The organism is Dietzia natronolimnaea (assembly GCF_002289575.1).
Lineage (GTDB): Bacteria > Actinomycetota > Actinomycetes > Mycobacteriales > Mycobacteriaceae > Dietzia > Dietzia natronolimnaea_A.
Genome location: NZ_NTGA01000011.1, coordinates 1 through 25,258, shown reverse-complemented (window position 1 = coordinate 25,258; position 25,258 = coordinate 1). Strand labels below are relative to the sequence as shown.

At 68.6% G+C, this 25,258-nt stretch carries 37 protein-coding genes; 33 read left to right on the top strand and 4 right to left on the bottom strand.

The window, feature by feature from the left end; all coding sequences use genetic code 11:
- Positions 1-9: 9 nt before the first annotated feature.
- Positions 10-1,200, top strand: coding sequence for an elongation factor Tu (gene tuf, locus CEY15_RS05315; protein ID WP_017838189.1), 1,191 nt, complete (start codon positions 10-12; stop codon positions 1,198-1,200).
- A gap of 140 nt (positions 1,201-1,340) precedes the next feature.
- Here the strand turns inward: tuf and CEY15_RS05310 are convergent, their stop codons facing one another.
- Positions 1,341-1,613, bottom strand: a complete 273-nt coding sequence (locus CEY15_RS05310) for a hypothetical protein (protein WP_095717597.1) — start codon at positions 1,611-1,613, stop codon at positions 1,341-1,343.
- 550 nt (positions 1,614-2,163) lie between these two features.
- Here CEY15_RS05310 and rpsJ point away from each other — a divergent pair.
- The 31 genes from rpsJ (at position 2,164) to rplQ (ending at position 21,555) form a co-directional block, all read left to right on the top strand.
- Positions 2,164-2,469 (top strand): 30S ribosomal protein S10, encoded by a 306-nt coding sequence (rpsJ, locus tag CEY15_RS05305; protein ID WP_003938093.1) that lies wholly within the window; start codon positions 2,164-2,166, stop codon positions 2,467-2,469.
- Between the two features lie 52 nt (positions 2,470-2,521).
- On the top strand, positions 2,522-3,187 hold the full coding sequence (gene rplC, locus CEY15_RS05300; RefSeq protein ID WP_017838191.1) for a 50S ribosomal protein L3: 666 nt from the start codon (positions 2,522-2,524) through the stop codon (positions 3,185-3,187).
- Positions 3,184-3,882, top strand: a complete 699-nt coding sequence (gene rplD / locus CEY15_RS05295) for a 50S ribosomal protein L4 (protein WP_095717596.1) — start codon at positions 3,184-3,186, stop codon at positions 3,880-3,882. Before rplC ends, rplD begins: the two co-directional genes overlap by 4 nt.
- Positions 3,879-4,181, top strand: a complete 303-nt coding sequence (rplW, locus tag CEY15_RS05290; protein ID WP_095717595.1) for a 50S ribosomal protein L23 — start codon at positions 3,879-3,881, stop codon at positions 4,179-4,181. Before rplD ends, rplW begins: the two co-directional genes overlap by 4 nt.
- Positions 4,182-4,212: 31 nt before the next feature.
- Positions 4,213-5,049: a 50S ribosomal protein L2 gene (rplB, locus tag CEY15_RS05285; protein WP_017838194.1), complete on the top strand. Its 837-nt coding sequence runs from the start codon at positions 4,213-4,215 to the stop codon at positions 5,047-5,049.
- Positions 5,050-5,063: 14 nt separating this feature from the next.
- Complete coding sequence (gene rpsS / locus CEY15_RS05280) at positions 5,064-5,345, top strand: 30S ribosomal protein S19 (protein ID WP_017838195.1); 282 nt, start codon at positions 5,064-5,066, stop codon at positions 5,343-5,345.
- Positions 5,342-5,782, top strand: a complete 441-nt coding sequence (gene rplV / locus CEY15_RS05275) for a 50S ribosomal protein L22 (protein WP_017838196.1) — start codon at positions 5,342-5,344, stop codon at positions 5,780-5,782. Before rpsS ends, rplV begins: the two co-directional genes overlap by 4 nt.
- The gene (gene rpsC, locus CEY15_RS05270) at positions 5,783-6,616 is read left to right on the top strand and encodes a 30S ribosomal protein S3 (protein ID WP_017838197.1); all 834 of its coding nucleotides are present in this window, start codon (positions 5,783-5,785) and stop codon (positions 6,614-6,616) included.
- Positions 6,617-6,619: 3 nt separating this feature from the next.
- Positions 6,620-7,036, top strand: coding sequence for a 50S ribosomal protein L16 (gene rplP, locus CEY15_RS05265; protein WP_017838198.1), 417 nt, complete (start codon positions 6,620-6,622; stop codon positions 7,034-7,036).
- Complete coding sequence (gene rpmC, locus CEY15_RS05260) at positions 7,036-7,266, top strand: 50S ribosomal protein L29 (RefSeq protein ID WP_017838199.1); 231 nt, start codon at positions 7,036-7,038, stop codon at positions 7,264-7,266. Before rplP ends, rpmC begins: the two co-directional genes overlap by 1 nt.
- Positions 7,267-7,283: 17 nt before the next feature.
- Positions 7,284-7,559 (top strand): 30S ribosomal protein S17, encoded by a 276-nt coding sequence (gene rpsQ, locus CEY15_RS05255; protein ID WP_095717594.1) that lies wholly within the window; start codon positions 7,284-7,286, stop codon positions 7,557-7,559.
- 196 nt (positions 7,560-7,755) lie between these two features.
- Positions 7,756-9,192, top strand: coding sequence for an alpha/beta hydrolase (locus CEY15_RS05250; protein WP_095717593.1), 1,437 nt, complete (start codon positions 7,756-7,758; stop codon positions 9,190-9,192).
- 146 nt (positions 9,193-9,338) lie between these two features.
- A complete protein-coding gene (gene rplN, locus CEY15_RS05245) occupies positions 9,339-9,707 on the top strand; it encodes a 50S ribosomal protein L14 (protein WP_095717592.1) in 369 nt (122 codons plus the stop codon).
- Between the two features lies 1 nt (position 9,708).
- A complete protein-coding gene (rplX, locus tag CEY15_RS05240; protein WP_095717591.1) occupies positions 9,709-10,023 on the top strand; it encodes a 50S ribosomal protein L24 in 315 nt (104 codons plus the stop codon).
- A 2-nt stretch (positions 10,024-10,025) separates the two neighbouring features.
- Positions 10,026-10,598 carry a 50S ribosomal protein L5 gene (gene rplE, locus CEY15_RS05235; RefSeq protein WP_031265201.1) on the top strand — a complete coding sequence of 191 codons (573 nt, stop codon included), beginning with the start codon at positions 10,026-10,028 and terminating at the stop codon, positions 10,596-10,598.
- A gap of 272 nt (positions 10,599-10,870) precedes the next feature.
- On the top strand, positions 10,871-11,269 hold the full coding sequence (gene rpsH, locus CEY15_RS05230) for a 30S ribosomal protein S8 (RefSeq protein WP_017838205.1): 399 nt from the start codon (positions 10,871-10,873) through the stop codon (positions 11,267-11,269).
- Positions 11,270-11,279: 10 nt separating this feature from the next.
- Positions 11,280-11,816: a 50S ribosomal protein L6 gene (gene rplF, locus CEY15_RS05225; protein ID WP_095717590.1), complete on the top strand. Its 537-nt coding sequence runs from the start codon at positions 11,280-11,282 to the stop codon at positions 11,814-11,816.
- A 2-nt stretch (positions 11,817-11,818) separates the two neighbouring features.
- Positions 11,819-12,214 carry a 50S ribosomal protein L18 gene (gene rplR, locus CEY15_RS05220; protein WP_095717589.1) on the top strand — a complete coding sequence of 132 codons (396 nt, stop codon included), beginning with the start codon at positions 11,819-11,821 and terminating at the stop codon, positions 12,212-12,214.
- Between the two features lie 43 nt (positions 12,215-12,257).
- Positions 12,258-12,926: a 30S ribosomal protein S5 gene (gene rpsE, locus CEY15_RS05215; protein ID WP_095717588.1), complete on the top strand. Its 669-nt coding sequence runs from the start codon at positions 12,258-12,260 to the stop codon at positions 12,924-12,926.
- A gap of 3 nt (positions 12,927-12,929) precedes the next feature.
- Positions 12,930-13,112 (top strand): 50S ribosomal protein L30, encoded by a 183-nt coding sequence (gene rpmD / locus CEY15_RS05210; protein ID WP_017838209.1) that lies wholly within the window; start codon positions 12,930-12,932, stop codon positions 13,110-13,112.
- A gap of 2 nt (positions 13,113-13,114) precedes the next feature.
- The gene (rplO, locus tag CEY15_RS05205) at positions 13,115-13,564 is read left to right on the top strand and encodes a 50S ribosomal protein L15 (protein WP_017838210.1); all 450 of its coding nucleotides are present in this window, start codon (positions 13,115-13,117) and stop codon (positions 13,562-13,564) included.
- A 204-nt stretch (positions 13,565-13,768) separates the two neighbouring features.
- On the top strand, positions 13,769-15,091 hold the full coding sequence (gene secY, locus CEY15_RS05200; protein WP_017838211.1) for a preprotein translocase subunit SecY: 1,323 nt from the start codon (positions 13,769-13,771) through the stop codon (positions 15,089-15,091).
- 49 nt (positions 15,092-15,140) lie between these two features.
- Positions 15,141-15,686, top strand: a complete 546-nt coding sequence (locus CEY15_RS05195; protein ID WP_095717587.1) for an adenylate kinase — start codon at positions 15,141-15,143, stop codon at positions 15,684-15,686.
- A gap of 6 nt (positions 15,687-15,692) precedes the next feature.
- Entirely contained in the window at positions 15,693-16,496 is an 804-nt protein-coding gene (map, locus tag CEY15_RS05190) for a type I methionyl aminopeptidase (RefSeq protein ID WP_095717586.1), read from the top strand.
- 102 nt (positions 16,497-16,598) lie between these two features.
- On the top strand, positions 16,599-17,876 hold the full coding sequence (locus CEY15_RS05185; RefSeq protein ID WP_141244212.1) for a lipase family protein: 1,278 nt from the start codon (positions 16,599-16,601) through the stop codon (positions 17,874-17,876).
- A 113-nt stretch (positions 17,877-17,989) separates the two neighbouring features.
- Entirely contained in the window at positions 17,990-18,211 is a 222-nt protein-coding gene (gene infA / locus CEY15_RS05180) for a translation initiation factor IF-1 (protein ID WP_010541191.1), read from the top strand.
- Between the two features lie 168 nt (positions 18,212-18,379).
- The gene (rpsM, locus tag CEY15_RS05175) at positions 18,380-18,748 is read left to right on the top strand and encodes a 30S ribosomal protein S13 (protein WP_017838215.1); all 369 of its coding nucleotides are present in this window, start codon (positions 18,380-18,382) and stop codon (positions 18,746-18,748) included.
- Positions 18,748-19,155 (top strand): 30S ribosomal protein S11, encoded by a 408-nt coding sequence (rpsK, locus tag CEY15_RS05170; RefSeq protein ID WP_017838216.1) that lies wholly within the window; start codon positions 18,748-18,750, stop codon positions 19,153-19,155. Before rpsM ends, rpsK begins: the two co-directional genes overlap by 1 nt.
- A 22-nt stretch (positions 19,156-19,177) precedes the next feature.
- The gene (gene rpsD, locus CEY15_RS05165) at positions 19,178-19,783 is read left to right on the top strand and encodes a 30S ribosomal protein S4 (protein WP_017838217.1); all 606 of its coding nucleotides are present in this window, start codon (positions 19,178-19,180) and stop codon (positions 19,781-19,783) included.
- A 106-nt stretch (positions 19,784-19,889) separates the two neighbouring features.
- A complete protein-coding gene (locus CEY15_RS05160; protein WP_017838218.1) occupies positions 19,890-20,924 on the top strand; it encodes a DNA-directed RNA polymerase subunit alpha in 1,035 nt (344 codons plus the stop codon).
- A 34-nt stretch (positions 20,925-20,958) separates the two neighbouring features.
- Positions 20,959-21,555 carry a 50S ribosomal protein L17 gene (rplQ, locus tag CEY15_RS05155; RefSeq protein ID WP_095717585.1) on the top strand — a complete coding sequence of 199 codons (597 nt, stop codon included), beginning with the start codon at positions 20,959-20,961 and terminating at the stop codon, positions 21,553-21,555.
- 114 nt (positions 21,556-21,669) lie between these two features.
- Here rplQ and CEY15_RS05150 read toward each other — a convergent pair whose 3' ends face one another.
- From CEY15_RS05150 to CEY15_RS05140, 3 genes are read right to left on the bottom strand one after another with little or no spacing between them, the layout of a single operon-like run.
- A complete protein-coding gene (locus CEY15_RS05150; RefSeq protein WP_095717584.1) occupies positions 21,670-22,581 on the bottom strand; it encodes an SGNH/GDSL hydrolase family protein in 912 nt (303 codons plus the stop codon).
- A 34-nt stretch (positions 22,582-22,615) separates the two neighbouring features.
- Positions 22,616-23,545 (bottom strand): hypothetical protein, encoded by a 930-nt coding sequence (locus CEY15_RS05145; protein WP_095717583.1) that lies wholly within the window; start codon positions 23,543-23,545, stop codon positions 22,616-22,618.
- Positions 23,542-24,078, bottom strand: coding sequence for a ClbS/DfsB family four-helix bundle protein (locus CEY15_RS05140; protein ID WP_095717582.1), 537 nt, complete (start codon positions 24,076-24,078; stop codon positions 23,542-23,544). The genes CEY15_RS05145 and CEY15_RS05140 overlap by 4 nt, the downstream gene beginning before the upstream one ends.
- A 47-nt stretch (positions 24,079-24,125) precedes the next feature.
- Between CEY15_RS05140 and truA the strand changes: the two genes are divergently transcribed.
- Entirely contained in the window at positions 24,126-25,100 is a 975-nt protein-coding gene (gene truA / locus CEY15_RS05135; RefSeq protein WP_095717581.1) for a tRNA pseudouridine(38-40) synthase TruA, read from the top strand.
- The last annotated feature ends 158 nt before the right edge of the window (positions 25,101-25,258 follow it).

Below are 25,258 nucleotides of genomic sequence, written 5' to 3'. Positions count from 1 at the left end.
GGACACACAGTGGCGAAGGCGAAGTTCGAGCGGACCAAACCGCACGTTAACATCGGCACCATCGGTCACGTCGACCATGGCAAGACCACCACCACCGCGGCCATCACCAAGGTCCTGGCGGACACCTACCCGGATCTCAACGACGCGTTCGCGTTCGACGAGATCGACAAGGCGCCGGAGGAGAAGGCTCGTGGTATCACGATCAACATCTCCCACGTCGAGTACCAGACCGAGAAGCGCCACTACGCGCACGTCGACGCCCCGGGCCACGCGGACTACATCAAGAACATGATCACCGGTGCCGCCCAGATGGACGGCGCGATCCTGGTCGTGGCGGCCACCGACGGCCCGATGCCGCAGACGCGTGAGCACGTGCTGCTCGCCCGCCAGGTCGGCGTTCCCTACATCCTCGTCGCCCTCAACAAGTGCGACATGGTTGACGACGAGGAGATCCTCGAGCTCGTCGAGATGGAGGTGCGTGAGCTCCTCGCCTCGCAGGAGTTCGACGAGGACGCCCCCGTCGTCCACATCTCCGCCCTCAAGGCGCTCGAGGGTGACGAGAAGTGGGTCCAGGCCATCCGTGACCTCATGCAGGCCTGCGACGACTCCGTCCCGGATCCCGAGCGTGAGACGGACAAGCCGTTCCTCATGCCCGTCGAGGACGTCTTCACGATCACCGGTCGTGGCACCGTCGTCACCGGTCGTATCGAGCGTGGCCAGATCAACGTCAACGAGGATGTCGAGCTCATCGGCATCAAGGACAAGGCCACCAAGACCACCATCACGGGCATCGAGATGTTCCGTAAGCTCCTCGACTACGGCGAGGCCGGCGACAACGTCGGTCTGCTCGTCCGTGGCCTCAAGCGCGAGGAGGTCGAGCGCGGCCAGGTCGTCATCAAGCCGGGCGCCTACACCCCGCACACGAACTTCGAGGGCCAGGCGTACATCCTGTCCAAGGACGAGGGCGGCCGTCACACGCCGTTCTTCAACAACTACCGGCCGCAGTTCTACTTCCGCACCACGGACGTGACCGGCGTCGTGACCCTCCCCGAGGGCACCGAGATGGTCATGCCGGGCGACAACACCGAGATGAGCGTCGAGCTCATCCAGCCGGTCGCCATGGACGAGGGCCTGCGCTTCGCGATCCGTGAGGGTGGCCGCACCGTCGGCGCCGGTCAGGTCACCAAGATCATCAAGTGATCGACTGACCCGTCGGGTCGGACGCGACGTCCGGACCGTATGTGGAAGGGGCGCCCCACCGCGAGGTGGGGCGCCCCTTCGTCGTCGTCCCGGGTCTCGATCCGCCAGGGTCCGGGGCGGGTGCCGGTCACCGGGAGAGGCTACCGGCGGCGACCCATGACGCTCATGGCCACCGAGAGCCCGACCGCGGCCATCCCGGCCAGGGCGGTCACGGCCACGGCGGCGACCTGCTCGGCCGTCGCCGCGTGATCCGGACGGCTCCCACCGACGACGCCGTGCCGGCGGTCGACCTCCTCGAGAGCGCGGAGCATCGCGTCGGGGTCTCCGCCCTTGTCCGGGTGATGCCGCAGGACGGCTTGACGCCGATCCCGCTTGTAGGCGGCGGGGTCGCGTGGTTCGCGTCGGCTGTTCACGTTCTGCACTCCTGGGGGACGAGGCGCCGAGAGGCGCTGATGATTCGACGGTACCTAAGGCGAGGCACCCCGCGCATGCCGTCTCGACCCGGTCGTCCACGGCGATTTTGATCCCGCGGGGTCCGTGCGGCATACTGGTCGAGTTGCCCGGACAAGGCGGCGATCTCGTGTGGCCCTCGGCCCGCGGGGGAACCGGGTTGGTCGGGCGAGCACGACAGGGGCGGGTGAGCGATCACCCGCCGGAAAAGTGGGAGGGCGACACGCCCGACCGCGTGGACGCGTCGTGACACGTCAACAGCGGCAGCGGATCGGTTCCGCCGTCACCCTCGCCTCGCGGGAGTGCGGCTCTCCGTCCTCTGGAGGGCTCATCGTCGTGTCACGTTCGCGTGCTCACGACGGCGGCCCTCCACGACGGAGCACCGATGCACGAGACCGGGCGGTAGACGGTCAGACGGTGTCATGTACGACAAGCGAACACACCAGGTGTCCCCCGCGCAGCGAGGGCGCTCACGACAGCCGCCTTGACGGGCGGAGGGAGAAAGAGGACGAAGTGGCGGGACAAAAGATCCGCATCCGGCTCAAGGCCTACGACCACGAGGCCATCGACGCCTCGGCGCGCAAGATCGTCGAGACGGTCACCCGCACGGGAGCTCGTGTCGTCGGCCCGGTGCCGTTGCCGACCGAGAAGAACGTGTACTGCGTCATCCGCTCGCCGCACAAGTACAAGGACTCGCGCGAGCACTTCGAGATGCGCACCCACAAGCGGTTGATCGACATCCTCGACCCCACGCCCAAGACCGTGGACGCGCTCATGCGCATCGACCTGCCTGCCAGCGTCGACGTCAACATCCAGTGACCTCCGACCGAGCAGCGGTCAGCAAGCAACGTGCAGCGGAGACAGTGAACAGATGAGTACAACCGAGATCAAGGGAATCCTGGGCGCGAAGCTCGGCATGACCCAGGTCTTCGACGAGAACAACCGGGTCGTCCCGGTTACCGTCATCAAGGCCGGGCCGTGTGTCGTCACCGGGATCCGTACAGAGCAGACCGACGGCTACAACGCCGTCCAGATCGCCTTCGGCGCGATCGACCCCCGTAAGGTCACCAAGCCCGTGTCGGGCCAGTTCGCCAAGGCGGGTGTGACCCCGCGTCGCCACGTCGCGGAGATCCGACTCGACAACGCGGAGCAGGCGGCCGGTTTCGAGCTGGGCCAGGAGCTCGGCGCGGACGTGTTCGCCGACGGTGCTTTCGTCGACGTCACCGGCACCTCCAAGGGCAAGGGCTTCGCCGGCACGATGAAGCGTCACGGCTTCGCCGGCCAGGGTGCCTCGCACGGTACCCAGGCCGTGCACCGTCGGCCCGGTTCCATCGGCGGCGCGTCGACCCCGGGCCGGGTGTTCCGGGGCAAGAAGATGGCCGGACGCATGGGCAACGAGCGCGTGACCACCATGAACCTCAAGGTCCACAAGGTCGATGCCGAGGCCGGCGTCCTCCTGATCAAGGGCGCCATCCCGGGTCGCAACGGCGGCCTCGTGATGGTCCGATCCGCAGTGAAGGGCGGTGCGCGCGCATGACCACGACGGAGAACACCGTGAATCTCAAGCTGGACGTCCGTACCCCGGCCGGTTCGGCCGACGGGTCGGTCGAGCTCCCCGCCGCGATCTTCGGCGTCGAGCCCAATCTGTCCCTGATGCACCAGGTCGTCGTGGCGCAGCTCGCCGCGGCGCGGCAGGGCACCCACTCGACCAAGACGCGCGGCGAGGTCCGTGGCGGTGGGCGCAAGCCGTTCCGCCAGAAGGGCACCGGCCGCGCACGCCAGGGCTCGACCCGCGCCCCGGCCTACACCGGCGGTGGCACGGTCCACGGCCCCAAGCCGCGTGACTACTCGCAGCGCACGCCCAAGAAGATGAAGGCCGCCGCCCTCCGCGGTGCCCTGTCGGACCGGGCCGCGAACGAGCGGATCCACGTGGTCACCGAGGTCGTCGAGGGCCAGACCCCGTCGACGGCGGGCGTGCGGGACTTCCTCGCGAGCCTGTCGGACCGCAAGAAGTTCCTGCTCGTGGTGGGCCGCGAGGACATCGCGGCGTGGCGTTCGGTGGGCAACCTGGACAACGTCCATCCCATCGCCCCGGATCAGCTGAACACCTACGACGTGCTGCATGCAGACGACGTCGTGTTCACGGTCGAGGCTCTGGACGCGTTCGTCTCGCAGGCCAGCAAGCGTGCCGCAGGCACGGAGAACACCGCCGCGAAGGAGGCCGACAGGTGAGCACCGTCGCCGATCCCCGGGACGTGATCATCGCCCCGGTCGTCTCCGAGAAGGCCTACGGCCTGCTCGAGCAGGGCGTGTACACGTTCCTGGTCGCCCCGGACGCCAACAAGACGCAGATCAAGATCGCCCTCCAGGAGATCTTCGGCGTCACCGTTGAGTCCGTCAACACCGCCAACCGTCAGGGCAAGCGCAAGCGCACCCGCACCGGGTTCGGACAGCGCAAGAGCACCAAGCGCGCCATCGTGACCCTCGCGGCCGACAGCAAGCCCATCGAGATCCCGGGTCTGACCGCCTGACGGCGGGAAGAGTTAAGGACGAGAGAACCTCATGGCTATCCGCAAGTACAAGCCCACGACGCCCGGCCGTCGCGGCTCGAGCGTCTCGGACTTCGCCGAGATCACGCGCTCGACGCCCGAGAAGTCGCTGCTTCGCCCTCTACACAAGACCGGTGGCCGTAACGGTCACGGACGCATCACCACCCGCCACAAGGGCGGTGGACACAAGCGCCAGTACCGCCTCATCGACTTCCGTCGCAACGACAAGGACGGCGTCGACGCCACCGTCGCGCACATCGAGTACGACCCCAACCGCACCGCCAACATCGCCCTCCTGCACTACGCGGACGGCGAGAAGCGGTACATCCTCGCCCCGCGCAACCTCAAGCAGGGAATGAAGGTCGAGTCGGGTGTCGGTTCCGACATCAAGGTCGGCAACAACCTGCCGCTGCGCAACATCCCCGCCGGTACCGTCGTGCACGCCGTGGAGCTCCGCCCCGGCGGCGGCGCCAAGATGGCCCGCGCCGCGGGTGCCGGGATCCAGCTGCTCGGCAAGGAGGGCGCGTACGCCTCCCTCCGTATGCCGTCCGGTGAGATCCGCCGGGTCGACGTCCGCTGTCGCGCGACGATCGGCGAGGTGGGCAACGCCGAGCAGGGGAACATCAACTGGGGTAAGGCCGGCCGCATGCGGTGGAAGGGCGTCCGCCCGACCGTCCGCGGTGTCGTCATGAACCCCGTCGACCACCCGCACGGTGGTGGCGAGGGCAAGACGTCCGGTGGACGTCACCCCGTCAGCCCGTGGGGCCAGCCCGAGGGCCGGACCCGCAAGCCCAACAAGGCGAGCGACAAGATGATTGTCCGCCGCCGTCGCACCGGTAAGAAGCGCTAAGGAGGGAAACTAGGATGCCTCGTAGTCTCAAGAAGGGTCCGTTCGTCGACGAACACCTCCTCGCGAAGGTGGACGCGCAGAACGACAAGGGTACCCATCAGGTCATCAAGACCTGGTCGCGTCGCTCGACGATCCTGCCCGATTTCATCGGCCACACGTTCGCCGTCCATGATGGCCGCAAGCATGTGCCCGTGTTCGTGTCCGATTCCATGGTGGGTCACAAGCTCGGCGAGTTCGCGCCGACGCGCACGTTCAAGGGGCACATCAAGGACGATCGGAAGAGTAAGCGTCGATGAGCACTGATACCAGCAAGACCGCCGAAGGCACGGCGCAGGACGAGCAGCAGCTCACCGCCCGGGCCACCGCCAAGTTCGTCCGCGTCACGCCCATGAAGGCGCGTCGCGTGATCGACCTGATCCGGGGCAAGGACGCCTCCGACGCGCTGGACATCCTGCGGTTCGCCCCGCAGTCCGCCAGCGAGCCGGTCGGCAAGGTCCTCGCGTCCGCCATGGCGAACGCCGAGAACAACCTCGACCTGGATCCCCGGACCCTCGTCGTGTCGGCCGCGTTCGCCGACGAGGGCCCGACCCTGAAGCGGTTCCGTCCGCGTGCCCAGGGTCGTGCGTTCCGCGTGCGCAAGCGCACGAGCCACATCACCGTCGAGGTGACCAGCGTGCCCGAGAAGGCCGGTTCCGCCGGTCGGGGTCGTCGTAACCAGGGAGGTGCCCGCTAAATGGGACAGAAGATCCAGCCGCACGGCTTCCGTCTCGGCATCACCTCGGACTGGACGTCCAAGTGGTACGCCGACAAGCAGTACGCGGACTACGTCGCCGAGGACATCAAGATCCGTCAGCTCCTGTCCAAGGGCATGGAGCGGGCCGGCATCTCGGGCGTGGACATCTCCCGCACCCGTGACCGGGTCAACGTGGACATCCACACCGCCCGCCCGGGCATCGTGATCGGTCGCCGGGGTGCAGAGGCCGACCGTCTCCGTGGCGAGCTCGAGAAGCTCACCGCGAAGCAGGTCCACCTCAACATCCTCGAGATCAAGAACACCGAGGCCGACGCCCAGCTCGTGGCGCAGGGGATCGCGGAGCAGCTGTCCAACCGCGTGGCGTTCCGTCGCGCGATGCGCAAGGGCATCCAGTCCGCCATGCGTCAGCCGCAGGTCAAGGGCATCAAGGTGGTCTGTTCGGGCCGTCTCGGCGGTGCCGAGATGTCGCGCTCGGAGCGCTACCACGAGGGTCGCGTCCCGCTCCACACCCTGCGTGCCGAGATCGACTACGGCACCTACGAGGCCAAGACCACCTTCGGTCGCATCGGCGTCAAGGTGTGGATCTACAAGGGTGACGTCGTCGGTGGACGTCGCGAGTCCGACCAGTACGCCCAGTCCAGCAACCGCGGCGGAGCCGACCGGGGACCCCGCCGCGAGCGTGGCGCGGGCCGGCCGCGTCGTTCCGGCGCCCAGGGGACCACGGCCACCAGCACCGAGACCGGCCGCGCCGGTTCCGGTTCGGCTGCCGAGGCACCCGCCCAGGCTCCGCAGAATCAGACCAGGGAGGCGTGAGAAGTGCTCATCCCCAAGCGCGTCAAGCACCGCAAGCAGCACCACCCCGGCCGCAGTGGCGGGGCCAAGGGCGGCACCAAGGTGACGTTCGGTGAGTACGGCATCCAGGCCCTCGAGCCCGCGTACGTCACCAACCGTCAGATCGAGTCCGCTCGTATCGCGATCAACCGCCACATCAAGCGTGGCGGCAAGGTGTGGATCAACATCTACCCCGATCGTCCGCTGACCAAGAAGCCCGCCGAGGTCCGCATGGGTTCCGGTAAGGGATCCGTCGAGTGGTGGGTGGCCAACGTCAAGCCGGGTCGCATCCTGTTCGAGATGTCGTACCCCAACGAGGAGACCGCACGCGAGGCACTGCGCCGCGCGCAGCACAAGCTCCCGTGCAAGACCCGTATCGTGACCCGGGAGGAGCAGTTCTGATGGCTAGTGGAACCACCGCCCCCGAGTTGCGCGAACTCGACGCCGATGCGCTCACCGCGCGTCTCCGTGAGGCCAAGGAGGAGCTGTTCAACCTGCGCTTCCAGATGGCCACGGGTCAGCTGACCAACAACCGTCGCCTGCGGGTCGTCCGTCACGACATCGCACGCATCTACACCGTCATCCGCGAGCGCGAGCTCGGGCTGTCGGCGGCGCCGGGTGATGCCAAGTGAGTGACAAGGAAGCAGCCGTGACTGAGGCCAGCGAGAACATCGAGCGCAACAGCCGCAAGGTGCGCATCGGGTACGTCGTGTCCGACAAGATGGACAAGACCATCGTCGTCGAGCTCGAGGACCGCGTGAAGCACGCGCTCTACGGCAAGATCATGCGCCGTACCGAGCGGGTGAAGGCTCACGACGAGACCAACGACGCCGGAGTCGGCGACCGCGTGCGGATCATGGAGACCCGCCCGCTGTCCGCCACCAAGCGGTACCGCCTCGTCGAGGTCCTGGAGCGCGCCAAGTAGGATCCGCTCCACCGACATCCGCCGGCCCGGCCCCGAGAGATCGGGGCCGGGCCGGCGGCGTATGGAGATGTAACACTATCCTCGTCCCGATACGACAAGTGAGTATTGTGTCATCGGCCACCGAGCCGGAGTTCACCCTGCGGCCCGGGACGTGAAGATCCCGCGGGCCGCGTCGCGCATGAGGACGGGATCGGAAATGACGAGTAGGCCGGACGACAAGCGGCACGGCATCGAGGGGTACGACGTCGAGGGGACCGGGCGAGCGATACGTCGACGTCCCTCCGCGGTTCTCAGGGGGGCCGCCGTGGTCGCGGTGGCTCTGATGACCGCGTCCGGAGCAGGGGCCGGGACGGCCGGGGCGCAGAGCCTGGATCCCGGATCCCTTGTTCCGAGCGTCGCGCCGGGCAGCCTGTTCGGAGTCCCCTCGCTGAGCGTCGCGGCCCTCACCCAGCTCGGCGCGCCGATCCCGCTGACCTCCGTTCTCGGATCGGTCGCGGCGGCCGGGTCCAGCGACTTCCCCAGGCCGGGCAGCTCCCATCCCTCGGGCCCCGTCCCCACCCGGGACGGCTCCATCACCCAGTCGACGGTCCGGTCGGTCGCGCCGCTGTTCCCGGGATCGATGAATCCCGTAGACCGTCGCGCGGAGGTCTGGACGGTCACGTCGGCGTCGATGCAGCGCACCGTCCGGGTCGAGGTGTACCGGGCGCCGGACGGCGTGGACGCGCCGAACGTGTACTTCCTCGACGGCGTGGGGAGCGAATCGCCGTCGGGCTGGAGCACCGGCATGGGCTGGGGTGACCCGGCACTACGCGATCGCGCGGTCAACGTGATCGCCCCGACGGGGGCGCCGGCCTCGATGTGGTCCGACTGGCAGGCCGACGACCCGGTCCTGGGGCCGAACCAGTGGGAGACCTTCCTCATCGACGAGTTGCCCCCGCTGCTGGAAGCCGGTCTCCCCGGCACGGCCGCACCCCTGGCGCACAACGGCAGCTGGGGCGTGATGGGGTTGTCGATGGGTGCCTCCGCCGCCGTCCATCTGGCCAACACGAATCCCGGGATGTTCGACGCCGTCGCCGGGATCAGCGGGGCCTACTCGACGATGGACGAGCTCGGGTACCAGTACGCACGGTTGACCGTGGCCGCGCGGAACGGTGACGCCACCAACATGTGGGGCCCGCGGGGCTCCCAGACGTGGCGTGACCACGACACGGTGTCCGACCCCTCCGGGCTCGCGGGCAAGACCGTGTACCTCAGCGCCGCCACGGGCCGGGTGGGCTCGGCCGAGCTGGGGCATTTCGGCAGCAACGAGATGATCCTGGTGGACGGCCACATTCTGGAGAAGGGCTCCTACGAGAGCACCAGGAGGCTCGAGTCCGAGCTCGCGGGTGTCCCGGGGGTCGATCTCCGGATGAACTACATGCCGACCGGGATCCACAACTGGCCCGTGTTCGTCACCCAGATGCTGCCGGGGATGGATCACATCCTCTCCGGCCTGTCCCCGGCGGTCCCGACCATGCGCACGGCGGCCGGGGGAGTGGACCCGGGTTCACTGGGCTCGTCGGGGTCCGCGGGGTCGCAGGCCTCGGCAGGATCCTCGGGTTCGGTCGGCTCCTCGGGTTCGGCGGGGAACTGACGGTGATTTGGGGCTCGGCCGCCGCGAGCCCTACACTGGAACAGTTGCCTGTGGTGGCCGAGTCGAGAGATCCGGTCGGGGCGACATGACCGCGTGTGTCGGGTCGGAATCCGGCACACATCTGAACAAGCCTGGTCAGGAGAACCATGATCCAGCAGGAGTCGCGACTCAAGATCGCCGACAACACGGGTGCCAAGGAGATTCTCTGCATCCGCGTTCTCGGTGGATCCAAGCGTCGCTATGCAGGCGTGGGCGACATCATCGTCGCCACCGTCAAGGACGCCATCCCCGGTGGCAACGTCAAGAAGGGTGAGGTCGTCAAGGCCGTCATCGTGCGCACCGCCAAGGAGCGCCGTCGCCCGGACGGGTCGTACATCAAGTTCGACGAGAACGCCGCCGTCATTATCAAGAACGACAACGACCCGCGTGGGACCCGCATCTTCGGGCCCGTCGGTCGTGAACTGCGCGACAAGAAGTTCATGCGCATCGTCTCGCTGGCTCCGGAGGTGCTCTGACATGAAGGTCCACAAGGGCGACACGGTCCTCGTCATCGCCGGCAAGGACAAGGGCGCCAAGGGCAAGGTCATCCAGGCCTACCCGGCGCAGGAGAAGGTCCTCGTCGAGGGCGTCAACCGCATCAAGAAGCACACCGCCAACTCGGCTGCCGAGCGTGGTGCCTCCTCCGGTGGCATCGTCACGCAGGAGGCCCCGATCCACGTGTCCAACGTGATCGTCGTGGACGCCGACGGCACCCCGTCGCGCGTCGGAATCCGCACCGACGAGAACGGTAAGCGCGTCCGGGTCTCGCGCAAGACCGGGAAGGACCTGTGACCATGACCGACACCGCACTTCCCACCGCGTACACCCCGCGCCTCAAGGCCCGGTACAGCTCCGAGATCAAGCCGGCGCTCAACGAGACGTTCGAGTACGCGAACGTCATGCAGATCCCCGGCGTCGTCAAGGTCGTCGTCAACATGGGTGTCGGCGACGCCGCCCGGGACGCCAAGCTGATCAACGGCGCCATCAACGACCTCACGCTCATCACCGGTCAGAAGCCGCAGGTCCGTCGGGCCCGCAAGTCCATCGCGCAGTTCAAGCTCCGCGAGGGCATGCCGATCGGCGCCCGCGTGACGCTTCGCGGTGACCGCATGTGGGAGTTCCTCGATCGCCTGACGACGATCGCCCTCCCGCGTATCCGCGACTTCCGCGGCCTGTCGGGCAAGCAGTTCGACGGTCACGGGAACTACACCTTCGGCCTCAACGAGCAGACCATGTTCTACGAGATCGACGTGGACAAGGTCGACCGCCCCCGGGGCATGGACATCACGGTGGTCACCACCGCGACGAACGACGAAGAGGGTCGGGCGCTGCTCAAGCACCTCGGCTTCCCCTTCAAGGAGGACTGACCCCCTCCTCGCGCCGGACCGGCCGTCCGCGTCGGGGCATCGCATCCGCGGGTCCCCGGCGACGGGCAGACGGCCCAGCCGTCGGGTCGTGGTTGACGAGAAGAGCGTCACCCGCGGCGGGTTCCCCACCTGATCGGCAACGATCGGCGGGCCCCAGACAACCGAACATTCGAACTCTTCGTGATAGGCCCACGACGGACGCGAGCGGCCCACAGGCCGTCGACGGACCGTGCTGCATGGGAACCGTGACGAGAAAGGAACATGGTAAATCCATGTCGATGACCGACCCCATCGCGGACATGCTGACGCGTGTGCGTAACGCCAACTCGGCGTTCCACGACACCGTCTCCATGCCGCATTCCAAGCTCAAGGGCAACATCGCGGCGATCCTCAAGCAAGAGGGTTACATCAGCGACTACTCCGTCGAGGACGCCGAGGTGGGCAAGAAGCTCACCATCGACCTCAAGTACGGCCCGTCGCGCCAGCGCAGCCTCCAGGGCATTAAGCGAGTCTCCAAGCCGGGTCTTCGCGTGTACGCCAAGTCCACCGGCCTGCCCAAGGTCCTCGGTGGCCTCGGTATCGCGATCATCTCGACCTCCCAGGGTCTGCTCACGGACCGTCAGGCGAACAACAAGAAGGTGGGCGGGGAAGTCCTCGCCTACGTCTGGTAAGGGGCGAGATATGTCACGTATCGGCAAGGCTCCGATCACCATCCCGTCCGGAGTCGACATCAAGGTCGACGGCCAGACGATCACCGTCAAGGGCCCCAAGGGTGAGCTCACCCAGGACCTGCCCGCACCGATCACGGTGTCGGTCGAGGAGGGCACCCTCACGGTGAACCGTCCCGACGACCACCGCGACAACCGCTCCCTGCACGGTCTCTCCCGCTCCCTGGTCAACAACATGGTCGTGGGTGTCACCGAGGGTTACGTGCAGAAGATGGAGATCTTCGGCGTGGGTTACCGCGTCGTGGCCAAGGGCCAGGACCTCGAGTTCGCCCTCGGCTACTCGCACCCCGTGCCGATCGCGGCACCCGACGGCATCACCTTCGCCGTCGAGGGGGCCACGAAGTTCTCGATCTCCGGGATCGACAAGCAGCAGGTGGGCCAGATCGCCGCCAACATCAAGCGTCTGCGGAAGCACGACCCGTACAAGGGCAAGGGCATCCGTTACGAGGGCGAGCAGGTCCGTCGCAAGGTCGGAAAGACGGGTAAGTGACCATGAGCAACACGAAGAAGCGTTCCCCGCTGGGTACCGATGTCTCGACGGCACGTCGCGTCGGTCGCGCCCGGCGCCATTTCCGCCTCCGCAAGAAGGTCGCCGGCACCCCCGAGCGTCCGCGGCTGGTCGTCAACCGGTCCTCGCGCCACATCCACGCCCAGATCATCGACGACTCGGCGGGCCACACGCTGGCCGCCGCGTCGACGATCGAGGCCGATGTGCGCACCCTCGAGGGCGACAAGAAGGACCGCAGCGCCAAGGTCGGCCAGCTCCTGGCCGAGCGCGCCAAGGCCGCCGGCATCGACGCCGTCGTGTTCGACCGTGGTGGCAACAAGTACCACGGCCGGATCGCGTCGCTGGCCGACGCCGCCCGCGAGGGTGGGCTGGAGTTCTGATGACCAACACCACTGCACTGACCTTTAACGGAAGGACCGTCTGATGCCGGGACGTCAGCGTCGTGACGGCGGCACCGGGCCCGCCGCGGACAACAAGACCACCACCACCAACGACAACGCCCAGGGCGGCCGCAGCGGCGGCGGCGGGGGCCGTGGCCGTGGCGGAAACGATCGTCGCGGTGGCCGCGACGACGAGAAGTCACAGTTCATCGAGCGCGTCGTCACCATCAACCGCGTGTCCAAGGTCGTCAAGGGCGGTCGGCGGTTCAGCTTCACCGCCCTCGTGATCCTGGGCGACGGCAACGGCATGGTCGGCGTCGGCTACGGCAAGGCCAAGGAGGTGCCGGCGGCGATCCAGAAGGGGTCGGAGGAGGCACGGAAGAACTTCTTCCGCGTCCCGCTCATCGGCTCCACCATCCCGCACCCGATCCAGGGTGAGGCCGCCGCGGGCGTCGTCATGCTCCGTCCGGCCTCGCCGGGTACCGGTGTGATCGCGGGTGGCGCGGCGCGCGCCGTTCTCGAGTGCGCCGGCGTGCACGACATCCTGTGCAAGTCGCTGGGGTCGGACAACGCCATCAACGTCGTCCACGCGACGGTGGCCGCCCTCAAGGGTCTGCATCGCCCCGAGGAGGTCGCGGCCCGCCGCGGCCTGCCCATCGAGGACGTCGCTCCCGCGGGCATGCTCCGCGCACGTGCCGGACAGGGGGCGTAGATCATGGCCAACCTCAAGATCACCCAGGTCCGCGGCACGGTCGGGACCAAGCAGAACCAGAAGGACTCCCTGCGGACGTTGGGACTCAAGGGCATCCGGAAGACGGTCGTCCGTGAGGACAACGCCCAGACACGGGGTCTCATCAACGTCGTGAACCACCTCGTCGTGGTCGAAGAGACGGAGTGAGCATGACCATCAAGTTGCACCACCTGCGCCCGGCACCCGGCGCCCACACCGACAAGACCCGCGTGGGTCGTGGTGAGGGCGGTAAGGGCGGCAAGACCGCCGGCCGCGGTACCAAGGGCACCAAGGCACGCAAGAACGTCCCCGCGGCGTTCGAGGGTGGCCAGATGCCGATCCACATGCGTCTCCCGAAGCTCAAGGGCTTCAAGAACCGCAACAAGGTCGTCTTCCAGGTCGTCAACGTGTCCGACATCCAGCGGTTGTTCCCCTCCGGTGGACAGGTCGGCGTGGCCGAGCTCGTCGCCGCGGGTGCCGTCCGCAAGAACCAGCCGGTCAAGGTCCTGGGCGACGGGGACATCTCCGTGGCCGTGACCGTGGCCGCCGACAAGGTGTCCGCGTCGGCGAAGTCCAAGATCGAGGCCGCCGGCGGAAGCGTGTCGGAGGCCGGGGCCTGAGTCCCCGACGGTTCCCGCGAGGGGACCGGTTGACGGGTGCAGGGGTCGGGTCCGAGAGTCTCGGATCCGGCCCCTGCGCTCATCTTGATACAGTTTTTCTTGTTGTGCGTTCGGGGCCCGGCTCACTGCCGCCGGTCTGACCCCCCGACGCACCGGCATTCGACGAAGGCGGCGGCTACGGGCCGTCCATGACCAGGAGGACATGTGCTCTCCGCACTCGCGTCCGCGATCAAGGACCGGGACCTGAGGAAGAAGATCCTCTTCACCCTCGGGATCATCATCCTCTACCGCATCGGCGCGCAGATCCCGTCGCCAGGTGTCGACTACCCCAAGCTCCGGGGCCTGCTCGACACCGCCCTGACCGGAGACAACGCGCAGTTGTACTCCCTGGTCAACCTGTTCTCCGGCGGGGCGCTCCTGCAGCTGTCCGTGTTCGCGATCGGCATCATGCCGTACATCACGGCGAGCATCATCGTGCAGCTGCTCACCGTGGTGATCCCCTACTTCGAACAGCTCAAGAAGGAGGGGCAGTCCGGCCAGGCCAAGATGACGCAGTACACGCGGTATCTCACCATCGCGCTCGCCCTCCTGCAGTCCGCGGGCATCGTGGCGCTCGCCGACCGGGGTCAGCTGCTGGGCAACGGGGAGTCCGTCCTCATGGACAACGACATCCTCACGCTCGTCACCATCGTCATCGTGATGACCGCCGGCGCCGCCCTCGTCATGTGGTTCGGTGAGCTCATCACCGACCGCGGGGTCGGCAACGGCATGTCGCTGCTGATCTTCGCCGGCATCGCCTCGAGAATCCCCGCCGAGGGCGTCAACATCTACCAGAACTCCTCGACGCTGAAGTTCGCGGCGGTCATGTTCGCCGTCGTCCTGATCGTCGTCGCGGTCGTCTTCGTCGAACAGGGCCAGCGTCGTATCCCGGTCCAGTACGCCAAGCGCATGGTGGGCCGCCGTCAGTACGGCGGGACCTCCACCTACCTGCCGCTCAAGGTCAACCAGGCCGGCGTCATCCCGGTGATCTTCGCGTCCTCGATGATGTACGTGCCGATCCTCATCACCCAGCTGATCCAGGGTCCCGAGCCGGCCGCGGACGGCTTCTGGCAGCGCTACGTCATGCAGTACCTGCAGAACCCCTCCAGCTGGGGTTACATCCTGCTGTACTTCGCGTTGATCATCTTCTTCGCGTACTTCTACGTGGCCATCCAGTTCGATCCGATGGAGCAGGCCGAGAACATGAAGAAGTACGGCGGGTTCATCCCGGGCATCCGCCCGGGGCGCCCGACGGCCGAGTATCTCGGCTACGTACTCAACCGGATCCTGCTGTTCGGATCGCTGTATCTCGGGTTGATCGCCGTGTTGCCCAACATCTTCCTCGACATGGGTAGCGGGGGTGGTGACATGCAGAACATGCCGTTCGGTGGCACCGCTGTGCTCATCATGGTGTCCGTGGGTCTCGACACCGTGAAGCAGATCGAGGCGCAGCTCATGCAGCGCAACTACGAGGGCTTCCTCAAGTAGGCGTTCGCGACCCCGAGCACATCACACTGTAGAAAGGCTGGTCCTCACCATGCGTCTCGTCCTCCTCGGCCCTCCCGGCGCCGGCAAGGGAACCCAGGCGGCCCTGCTCTCCGAGAAGCTCGGCGTGCCGCACATCTCCACGGGTGATCTCTTCCGTGCCAACATCTCCCAGGGGACGGACCTCGGCGTGGAGGCCAAGTCCTACATCGACGCCGGTAACCTCGTTCCCGCTGACGTCACCAACCGGATGGTCGAGGCCCGCATCGCCGAGCCCGACGCCACGGAGGGCTTCCTGCTCGACGGGTACCCCCGCAGCGTGGAGCAGGCGGACGCGCTCAAGGAGATGCTCGCCGTGGCGGGCCAGGAGCTCGACGCCGTGATCGAGTTCAAGGTCGACGAGGACACCGTGGTCGCGCGGATGCTGGCCCGTGGCCGGGAGGACGACACCGAGGACGTGATCCGCAACCGCATGTCGGTGTACCGCTCCGAGACCGCGCCCCTCCTCGAGTACTACGGCTCGGAGGTCACCACCGTCGACGCGGTGGGCGAGGTGGACGAGATCAACGCGCGCGCCCTGGCCGCGCTGGATCGCTGATCCGACGTGTTCGGCCGGTCGCGCACCAGCGTCGTCACCGCGCGTACCCCCGGTGAGCTGGACGCGATGGAGGCGGCCGGCCGGATCGTCGGTCGCGCGCTCGTGGCGGCCCGCGACGCCGCGGTACCCGGCGCGACCACAGCGGATCTCGACGAGCTCGTCGACCAGCTGATCCGGGACGCCGGTGCGGTGCCCTCGTTCAAGGGGTACGAGGGTTTCCCCGGCTCGATCTGTTCCTCGGTCAACGAGGTGGTCGTGCACGGAATCCCGGGATCGGCCACCGTGCTCCGTGAGGGCGACCTGGTCTCGGTCGACTGCGGCGCGATCCTGGACGGGTGGCACGGGGATTCCGCCTGGACCTTCGGCGTCGGCGAGCTGGACCCCGATGTCGCCCTTCTCAACCAGGCGACCCGCGAGGTCCTCGAGGAGGGCATCCTGGCGATGTCGCCGGGAAACCGGCTGACCGACGTCTCCCACGCCCTCGAGGTCGCCACCCGCCGCGCGGAACAGCGTCACGGCGTCTCCCTCGGCATCGTCGACGGGTTCGGTGGGCACGGGATCGGGCGTGAGATGCACGAGTGGCCCTTCCTCGCCAACGAGGGCAAGCCGGGCAAGGGGCCGAGGCTGCAGGAGGGGTCGGTTCTGGCCGTCGAGCCGATGTTGGTTCTCGGTGGGGAGACCGACACCCGGACCCTGGCGGACGACTGGACCGTCGTCACGGTCGACGGCTCGCCGTCGTCGCACTGGGAGCACACGGTCGCGGTCACCGCCGATGGCCCCCGCGTGCTCACCCCACGCCCCCGCGACTGAATCCGGCGCGGACCGGGCGGCGCCCGGGGGAGCCGTGCCGGTATCTTCTTGGCTCGGGTTAAGGTGTTCGCACTGTCGACCACCGGCCCGAAAGGTCAGGGCATGCCCGTTCACCCACACGTGCGCCGAACCACCACCTCGTCGCGTGCGGCGATCGCTGCCGCCCTCGCGGCGCTCGTGATCCTGGCCCAGCTCACGGGACCATCCCCCTCGGCGGGGGCACAGTCGGTCATGGAGGGCGGAACGGGATCCCTCATGGAGGACCCGCAGCCGGCGCCGTTCTACCACGCCGATCCCGCGGTGCTCGCCGGAGCGGCTCTCGGTCAGGTGATCAACACCCGCGTCGTGAGCATGCCGGCGTTCGCCGGGTACGAGGTGACGGAGATCGCGTACCGGTCGACCGACACGCGCGATCGTCCGATCCTCGCGACGGCGACGGTGGTCCGTCCGCCCCACGCCCGCCCGAACGGGCCGGTCCTGAGCTACCAGCACTACCTGAACGCCCTCGGCCAGCGGTGCGCCCCCACGGAGACCCTGGTCAACCCGACCCTGGAGACCGCGCAGGACAACGCGATGGCGTTCCTCCGCGTCCGGCTGGATCAGGGGTGGACGGTGATCATCCCCGATCATCTCGGCCCCAAGGTGGCCTACCCCGGCGGTCAGCTGTCCGCGCGGATCGTGCTGGACGGGATGCGGGCGGTGCGTGACGACCCCCGCTTCGACGCCCGGGACAGCCGGTTCGGCGCGCTGGGGTACTCCGGTGGCGGCATCGCCAGCGCCTGGGTCTCGGTCATGCACGACGACTACGCGCCGGACGTCAATCTCGTGGGGGTCGCGCAGGGCGGGATCCCGACGGACATGACGACGATGGCCCGGATGATCGGCAACGGGCCGCACCCGGCCTTCGGCCTGGCGTTCGCGGCCGCCGTGGGGATGGCCCGGGAGTATCCGGAGGACATCCGACTGGAGGACAGGCTCACCCCCGAGGGCTGGGCGCTGTTCGAGCAGATGAAGGGCCGGTGCACGGCCTCTCTGCTGTTCTTCGGCGCGTTCCGCTCCGTGCCGCTGGTCCTGCAGGGGGGAGACCTGGTCGCCGAGGAGGGTCTGATGCGCGCGTTCGCCGAGAACAGCGTGCGACTGTCGCCGGACGTGCCCCGCGTGCCGGTGTTCATGTGGCATTCCCGGACCGACCCGCTGGTCCCCTTCTGGGACGCGGAGGACACCGCTGCGCGCTACTGCCGTGAGGGGACCCCGCTGACCTGGGAGCCGGGTCTGGCGCCCGAGCATCTCCTCGGCGCGGTGGAGAAGCTGCCGGCGGCGATGAACTGGCTGCAGGAACGGTTCGACGGCGTCCCGGCGGGACGCGCCTGCTACGGATGACCTCCGATTGGCACTGCACCGCGCACTGACGTAGGCTTATACGTCGGTGTGCCCACCAGTGCACCAGAATCCGGTAGATGACATCCGGGGAATCGTGGAGGACCGTTACCAGCATGGCAAAGAAAGACGGAGCCATCGAGGTCGAGGGCCGGGTTGTCGAGCCGTTGCCGAACGCAATGTTCCGCGTCGAGCTCGAGAACGGACACAAGGTCCTGGCGCACATCAGTGGGAAGATGCGGCAGCACTACATCCGCATCCTGCCCGAGGACCGCGTGGTCGTCGAGCTGTCGCCGTACGACCTCACCCGCGGTCGGATCGTCTACCGCTACAAGTAAATCGCTCAACTCCCCGTACCAGCCGCCTCCCGGATCGCCGGTGAGGCGGGTACCACACCCCTGGATGCGGAGGCCAGGGCCCCGGACGGATGCTCATCGTGAGATGACCATGCGCCAGCGGGGACGGTCGGGGAGCAGACCTACCGCACGACGAAAGAGAAACGCCACATGGCACGTCTTGCCGGCGTCGATCTCCCACGCGACAAGCGTATGGAGATCGCGCTCACCTACATTTTCGGCATCGGTCGCACGCGGGCCGTCGAGATCCTCGAGCGGACCGGCATCAGCCCGGATCTGCGGACCAAGGACCTCACCGACGAGCAGCTGACCGTCCTTCGAGACGACATCGAAGGCAACTACAAGGTCGAGGGTGACCTCCGCCGTGAGATCCAGGGCGACATCCGCCGGAAGATCGAGATCGGCAGCTACCAGGGCATCCGCCACCGCCGGGGTCTGCCCGTCCGCGGACAGCGCACCAAGACCAACGCCCGGTCCCGTAAGGGTCCGAAGAAGACCGTCGCCGGAAAGAAGAAGTAATGCCCCCCAAGTCACGCGCTGCGGGCCCCAAGAAGACGGGCCGTCGCAGGGAGAAGAAGAACGTCGCTCACGGCCAGGCCCACATCAAGAGCACGTTCAACAACACGATCGTCTCGATCACCGATCCGTCCGGTGCCGTTCTGGCCTGGGCGTCCTCGGGCCACGTCGGCTTCAAGGGCTCGCGCAAGTCGACGCCCTTCGCCGCCCAGCTCGCCGCCGAGAACGCGGCCCGCAAGGCGCAGGAGCACGGCATGAAGAAGGTCGACGTCTTTGTCAAGGGCCCGGGTTCGGGCCGGGAGACCGCCATCCGTTCACTCCAGGCCGCCGGCCTCGAGGTGGGCACGATCTCCGATGTCACCCCCCAGCCCCACAACGGCTGTCGTCCGCCCAAGCGGCGTCGAGTCTGAGCCGGAAGGAACGTAGAGAACCATGGCACGTTACACCGGCCCCGTCACCCGTAAGTCCCGCCGTCTGGGCGTGGACCTCGTCGGTGGGGACACCGCATTCGAACGTCGGCCCTTCCCGCCCGGCCATCACGGCCGCGCGCGGATCAAGGAGTCCGAGTACCGCACACAGCTGCAGGAGAAGCAGAAGGCCCGCTTCACCTACGGCGTGATGGAGAAGCAGTTCCGTCGCTACTACGCCGAGGCTCACCGCCGCGGCGGCAAGACCGGCGAGAACCTCCTCCAGCTCCTGGAGTCGCGTCTGGACAACGTCGTGTACCGCGCGGGTCTCGCGCAGACGCGTCGTCAGGCACGTCAGCTCGTGAACCACGGCCACTTCCGGGTCAACGACCAGAAGGTGACCGTCCCGAGCTACCGGGTCTCGCAGTACGACATCATCGACGTCCGGCCCAAGTCCACCAAGATGGACTGGTTCGAGATCGCCCAGGAGAGCCTCGGCGAGCGTCCCGTCCCGGCGTGGCTGCAGGTCGTCCCCACGACGCTCCGCATCCTCGTGCACCAGCTTCCCGAGCGCGCGCAGATCGACGTGCCGCTGCAGGAGCAGTTGATCGTCGAGTTCTACTCGAAGTGATCCGTCCTCCCTCGTCGCCGGGAGGGCCGCACACCGCGGCCCTCCCGGCGACGGTGGGTTACTACGGCGTCAAATAGCGGACGCCGAGAATCGAAAGAGGTAGCACATGCTCATCTCCCAGCGGCCCACCCTCACCGAGGAGGTCGTCTCCGAGAACCGCTCGCGGTTCGTGCTCGAGCCCCTCGAGCCCGGTTTCGGCTACACCATCGGGAACTCGCTGCGTCGCACGCTGCTGTCGTCCATCCCGGGCGCGGCCGTGACCAGCATCCGCATCGAGGGTGTCCTGCACGAGTTCACCACCGTGCCGGGTGTCAAGGAGGATGTCACCGACATCATCCTGAACCTCAAGGGACTGGTCGTCTCGTCCGTCGAGGACGAGCCGGTCACCATGTACCTCAAGAAGCAGGGCCCGGGCGCCGTCACCGCCGGCGACATCGTCCCGCCCGCGGGCGTCGAGGTGCACAACCCGGACCTGCACATCGCCACCCTCAACGAGAAGGGGCGCCTGGAGATCGAGCTGGTCGTCGAGCGCGGTCGCGGATACGTCCCCGCCGGGCTCAACAAGGACGCGGGACACGAGATCGGCCGCATCCCGGTCGACTCGATCTACTCGCCCGTGCTCAAGGTGACCTACAAGGTCGAGGCCACCCGTGTGCACCAGCGCACGGACTTCGACCGCCTGGTCCTCGACGTCGAGACCAAGAACTCGATCACCGCGCGTGACGCCCTGGCGTCCGCCGGCAAGACCCTGGTCGAGCTCTTCGGCCTGGCGCGGGAGCTCAACGACGAGGCCGAGGGCATCGAGATCGGGCCCAGCCCGGCCGAGGCCGATCACATCGCCGCCTACGGGATGCCGATCGACGACCTGGACCTGTCCGTCCGGTCCTACAACTGCCTCAAGCGCGAGGGAGTCCACACCGTGGGCGAGCTCGTGGCGCGCAGCGAGTCCGACCTGCTCGACATCCGCAACTTCGGTCAGAAGTCGATCGACGAGGTCAAGGTCAAGCTCGTGGAGCTCGGCCTGTCGCTCAAGGATGCGCCCCCCGGGTTCGATCCCGCCTCGGTCGCCGGTTACGACGCCGAGACCGGCACGTGGACCGACGAGGGTGGCGAGGATTACGCCGAGACCGAGCAGCTCTGACGAGCTCTCAGCACACCATTCCTAGGAGAATCTGATGCCCAAGCCCAAGAAGGGCGCCCGCCTCGGCGGATCCGCTTCCCACCAGCGGCTCATCCTCTCGAACCTGGCCACCCAGCTGTTCGAGCACGATGCGATCCGCACCACGGAGACCAAGGCGAAGCTGCTGCGTCCGTACGCGGAGAAGCTCATCACCAAGGCCCGTCGTGGCACGCTGGCCGACCGTCGTGAGGCCGCCAAGGTCATCCGCGACAAGGACGTCCTGCACAAGCTGTTCGCCGAGATCGGCCCCCGGGCCGCGAACCGCGATGGCGGCTACACCCGGATCGTCAAGCTCGAGAACCGCAAGGGCGACAACGCTCCCATGGCGATGATCGCGCTCGTCACCGAGGAGCTGGCCTCCGCCGAGGCCTCCCGTGCCACCCGTGCCGCCGCCTCCAAGGCGGCCACGGCCCCGGCCGAGCCCGCCGAGGAGAGCACGGACGAGGTGACTGCCGAGGCCGAGGCCAACAGCCCGATCGCCGATCAGGTCGAGGCCGCGGACGACGCCGACGTGGACACCGCCGAGGAGACCGCCGACGCCGTCTCCGAGGACACGACCCACGCCACCAGCGAGGACACCGACAAGGCCTGAGTCACCGAGGCCCGATCCGTCCCGGATCCGGTGTGAGGGGCCCCGCCCACCGCGTCATGCGGAGGGCGGGGCCCCCGTCGTCGTTCAGAGCACCGTCGTTCTGAGCCCCGTCGTTCACAGCACCGCGCCGACGGCCTCCGCCATCGCCGCGTGGCCCGCCTGCGTCGGGTGCATCGGGTGCGACCCCGTCTCCTGCCCGGTGAAGTCGGTGTACCGCTCCGTGGCGGGTGCGCAGGCGCTCCGTTCGTCGGCGTCCTCGGGCAGCACGACGTCCGCGCCCGCGCGGTCGGCGGCGTCCGAGACGATCAGGTTGATCCGCTCGGTCACGTGCCGGGTCCAGGCGACGTCCCCGGGGCTCATCCCGGAGACGAACTCGCACCCGCCGTCGTCGGGGACCAGCGGCAGGTAGGCGGTGGTGACGACCCGCGCGTCGGGGGAGCGGTCGCGGATCCCGTCGTACACCCGGTCCAGCCGGTCGCCGAGCGCGTCGAGCTGGTCGGTCACCGTGGACTCGAGGCGGTCGCGGCACGGCGCCCCGGTCTCCGCCCGCGGGGTCTGGACGATGCATCCCACCATCGCGCCGAATCCGATGTCGTTCCCGCCGATCGAGAGGGTCACCAGGTCCGTGTCGGGGGTCAGTGCGTCGAACTGGGGCGGCGTCTCGGGGATCTGGGGTTCGGTCATGTCGGTCGTCTCCGCGCCGCCACACGTCACGTCGACGAGTTCTCCCACGTCCCGGCGCTCGGCGAGGAGGGACGCGTAGTTCGCAGTGGACCGCAGGCACCGGTCGGGCCCACTGGTGGGGGCGTCGGTGGCGCCGAGGGCGGCGAACGAGTCGCCCAGGGCCACGTAGCGGGCGTACGTCGGGCCGGCCTCGGGGTCGAGGTCGGTGACTGCGGTCGGCACGCCGTCGGCGGTCCCCTCGTCGTCGGCGGCGCACGCCCCAAGCAGGGAGGCGGCGGTGAGGGCGGTGACGAGGACGGCGACGGGCTTTGCGACGGGGGTTGCGAGGCGGGGAGGCTGCATACCTCCATCCTGGACGAGTTCCGCCGGGCGCGTTTCAGTCCACCCCGACCCGTCGCAGGATCCGCAGTGCGATGACGGTGATCCACGGGTTCGGCTCGCGGGAGGCCGGGTACTCGACGTGGGTGGTCCCGGGGTACCCGCGGGCTCCGGCCCACCGTCCGTCGGCACGGCGCCGCCGCCGGAGGATGTCGAGTCCGTCGGAGAGCCGCTCGTCGTCGACGACACCGGCCGCGGTGACGGCGTCGAGGCCGCGCAGGACGTCGAATCGCCACCGCGCGGGATAGTGGAGCCGGGTGAACTCCGGGCGGATCACCTGGCCGGTCCGGTGGCTACGGAACAACCGGTGTACGAGGAGGAACTCGACGGCCCCCGCCCGCGCCGCGGCGACCTCGTCGGCGCGATGCGCGTGCCCGGCCGCGAGGTAGGCGGTGAACCCCTCGATCAGGCTCGTGGTGCTGTGCACGGAGGAATGGGTGGCGCCCAAGCGCGTGCTCCGGCAGTTGAACCCGCCGTCGGCCATCCGCTCGGCGAGGATCGCGTCGACCACGCCGGCCAGCAGAGGGGTCTCCGCCCCGAAGTGGCAGCAGTAGGTCAGTGCCATGCCGTTGATGCATACGTCGCTGCGGCGGGCGCTCGGGCTCACGCGCAGGCCGCCGTCGGCGCACCTCGGGGCCTCCAGCACCATCCGCACGGACGCGGTCGCGCGGGGGTCACCGGGGTCCAGGCCCAGCGCCGCGAGCTCGAGCAGCGTGTCGTGGGTGCTGGTCCACTGGGGCACGGCGAAGCCGGATCCCCAGTGCCCGTCCGAACGCCGGTACCCGAGCAACGCCGCGCCCACCCCGGACCCGGCGACGGCGGACCGCAGCCCCGGGTCGTCGCGGTCCTCCAGATCGCGCACGGCGAGGTACGTGGTGGAGGGGTCGGCCGCCCGCAGCCACGGCAGGACGTCGGAGTGGCCGCTCATGGCCCAGGGAGCGAGCGCGCAGGCAGTGCGCGCTGGATCCGACGGAGGGTCTTGCGGCCCCACACGTAGTGGCTCGAGGTGGCGGAGACGAAATAGGCGCCGAGGGTGGTGCTCCCGGTCCAGGCGTAGCGGCCCCGGGTGAAGAGCTCGTCGTCGGAGTGCGAGGTGATCACGGCGAGGCACCGGGCGTGGCTCCCGGCGAGGAGCTCGACGGCGTCGGCGTACGAGGTGCCCAGGTAGCGCTCGCGGATCTCGGCGTTGATCATCGGGGTCTCGCGCCAGGTGCGCCCCTCCCCGGGGACCTGAGGCGTGCCACCGGCTTCTGCCGTCTCCGCCCAGCCCAGGGCCAGGAGCTGCCAGGCGTGGATGTGGGTGAGCACGTCCCGCGGGTGCCGGGAGGTGTCCTCGATCTCCGCCTCCCAGGTGAGGTCGGCCAGTACCCCGGGATCGAACCGGCCGAGGGCGAGGTGCAGCCGCTCGTACTCTCCGGCGGCCGCCTCGAGCAGCGCGGTCCTGGTGGTGGGGCGCGGCATGACCCGAGCCTGCCACGGCCGGGGCCGGTGGGCTAGCGTCGACGGTCATGATCACCCCGTCGGAGTTCGCAGCCGACACATCCACCGACACCTCCACCGTCACATCCACCCGCCGGATCCGCCTGGACGTGGCCTACGACGGCACCGACTTCTCCGGGTGGGCCCGGCAACCCGGCCTGCGCACGGTGTGCGGAGTCCTGGAGGAGCAGCTCGGGACCGTCTTGCGCCACCCCGTGACCCTGACTGTCGCCGGCCGCACCGACGCCGGGGTCCACGCCCGGGCCCAGGTGTGCCACCTCGACGTGGACCCGGAGTGGCTGGACCAACGGTCGTTCGACGGGCGCCCCGAGGCGCTGGTGCGCAGACTCGCCCGGCTCCTGCCCGCCGACATCGCGGTGATGGACGCCCGGTGGGCGCCCGGGGACTTCGACGCCCGCTTCTCGGCGCTGCGCCGCCACTACGAGTACCGGCTCACCACCGCGCCGTGGGGCCCCGAGCCGACCCGCGCCCGCGACACCGCGGCCTGGACGCGGCCTGCGGACCTGGACGCGGTGCGCGAGGCGTCCTCGCGGCTGTTGGGCCTGCACGATTTCGCGGCGTTCTGTCGTCGTCGCGAGGGCGCCACGACGATCCGGGAGCTCCAGCGCTTCGACTGGCGCGCCGAGCCGGATCCGCGCGGGCCGGACGCGCCCGGGGCGGCCGAGGTGTGGACGGCGTCGGTGAGCGCGGATGCGTTCTGCTGGTCCATGGTGCGCAGCCTGGTGGGTGCGGTGATGGCCGTGGGGGAGGGCCGGCGCGGCCAGGAGTGGATCACCGGGCTGCTGCGCGAGACGCAGCGGTCGTCGTCGGTGCCCGTCGCGCCCGCGTGCGGGCTGTCCCTGGTGGGGGTGGACTACCCGGCGGAGGCCGATCTCGCGGCCCGGAATCTCACCACGCGTGAGGTGCGCCCCGGCCCGGAGCGCGGCTCGGCTCGTGGCCCGTATGGCAGCTCCGGCGCCGGGGCGGGGTGCTGCGGGGGGTAGGCGGCTACCCGCTCGCGGCGTCGAATATCGGTGAGAGCGCGAACAGCATGACCATCGACCAGACCACGTGGGTGACGATGGGGCCCAGCACCCCGCCGGTGCACCGCCTCTGCACCGCGGTGACCAGACCCAGCACGAGCGCGGCGACTACCAGCAGC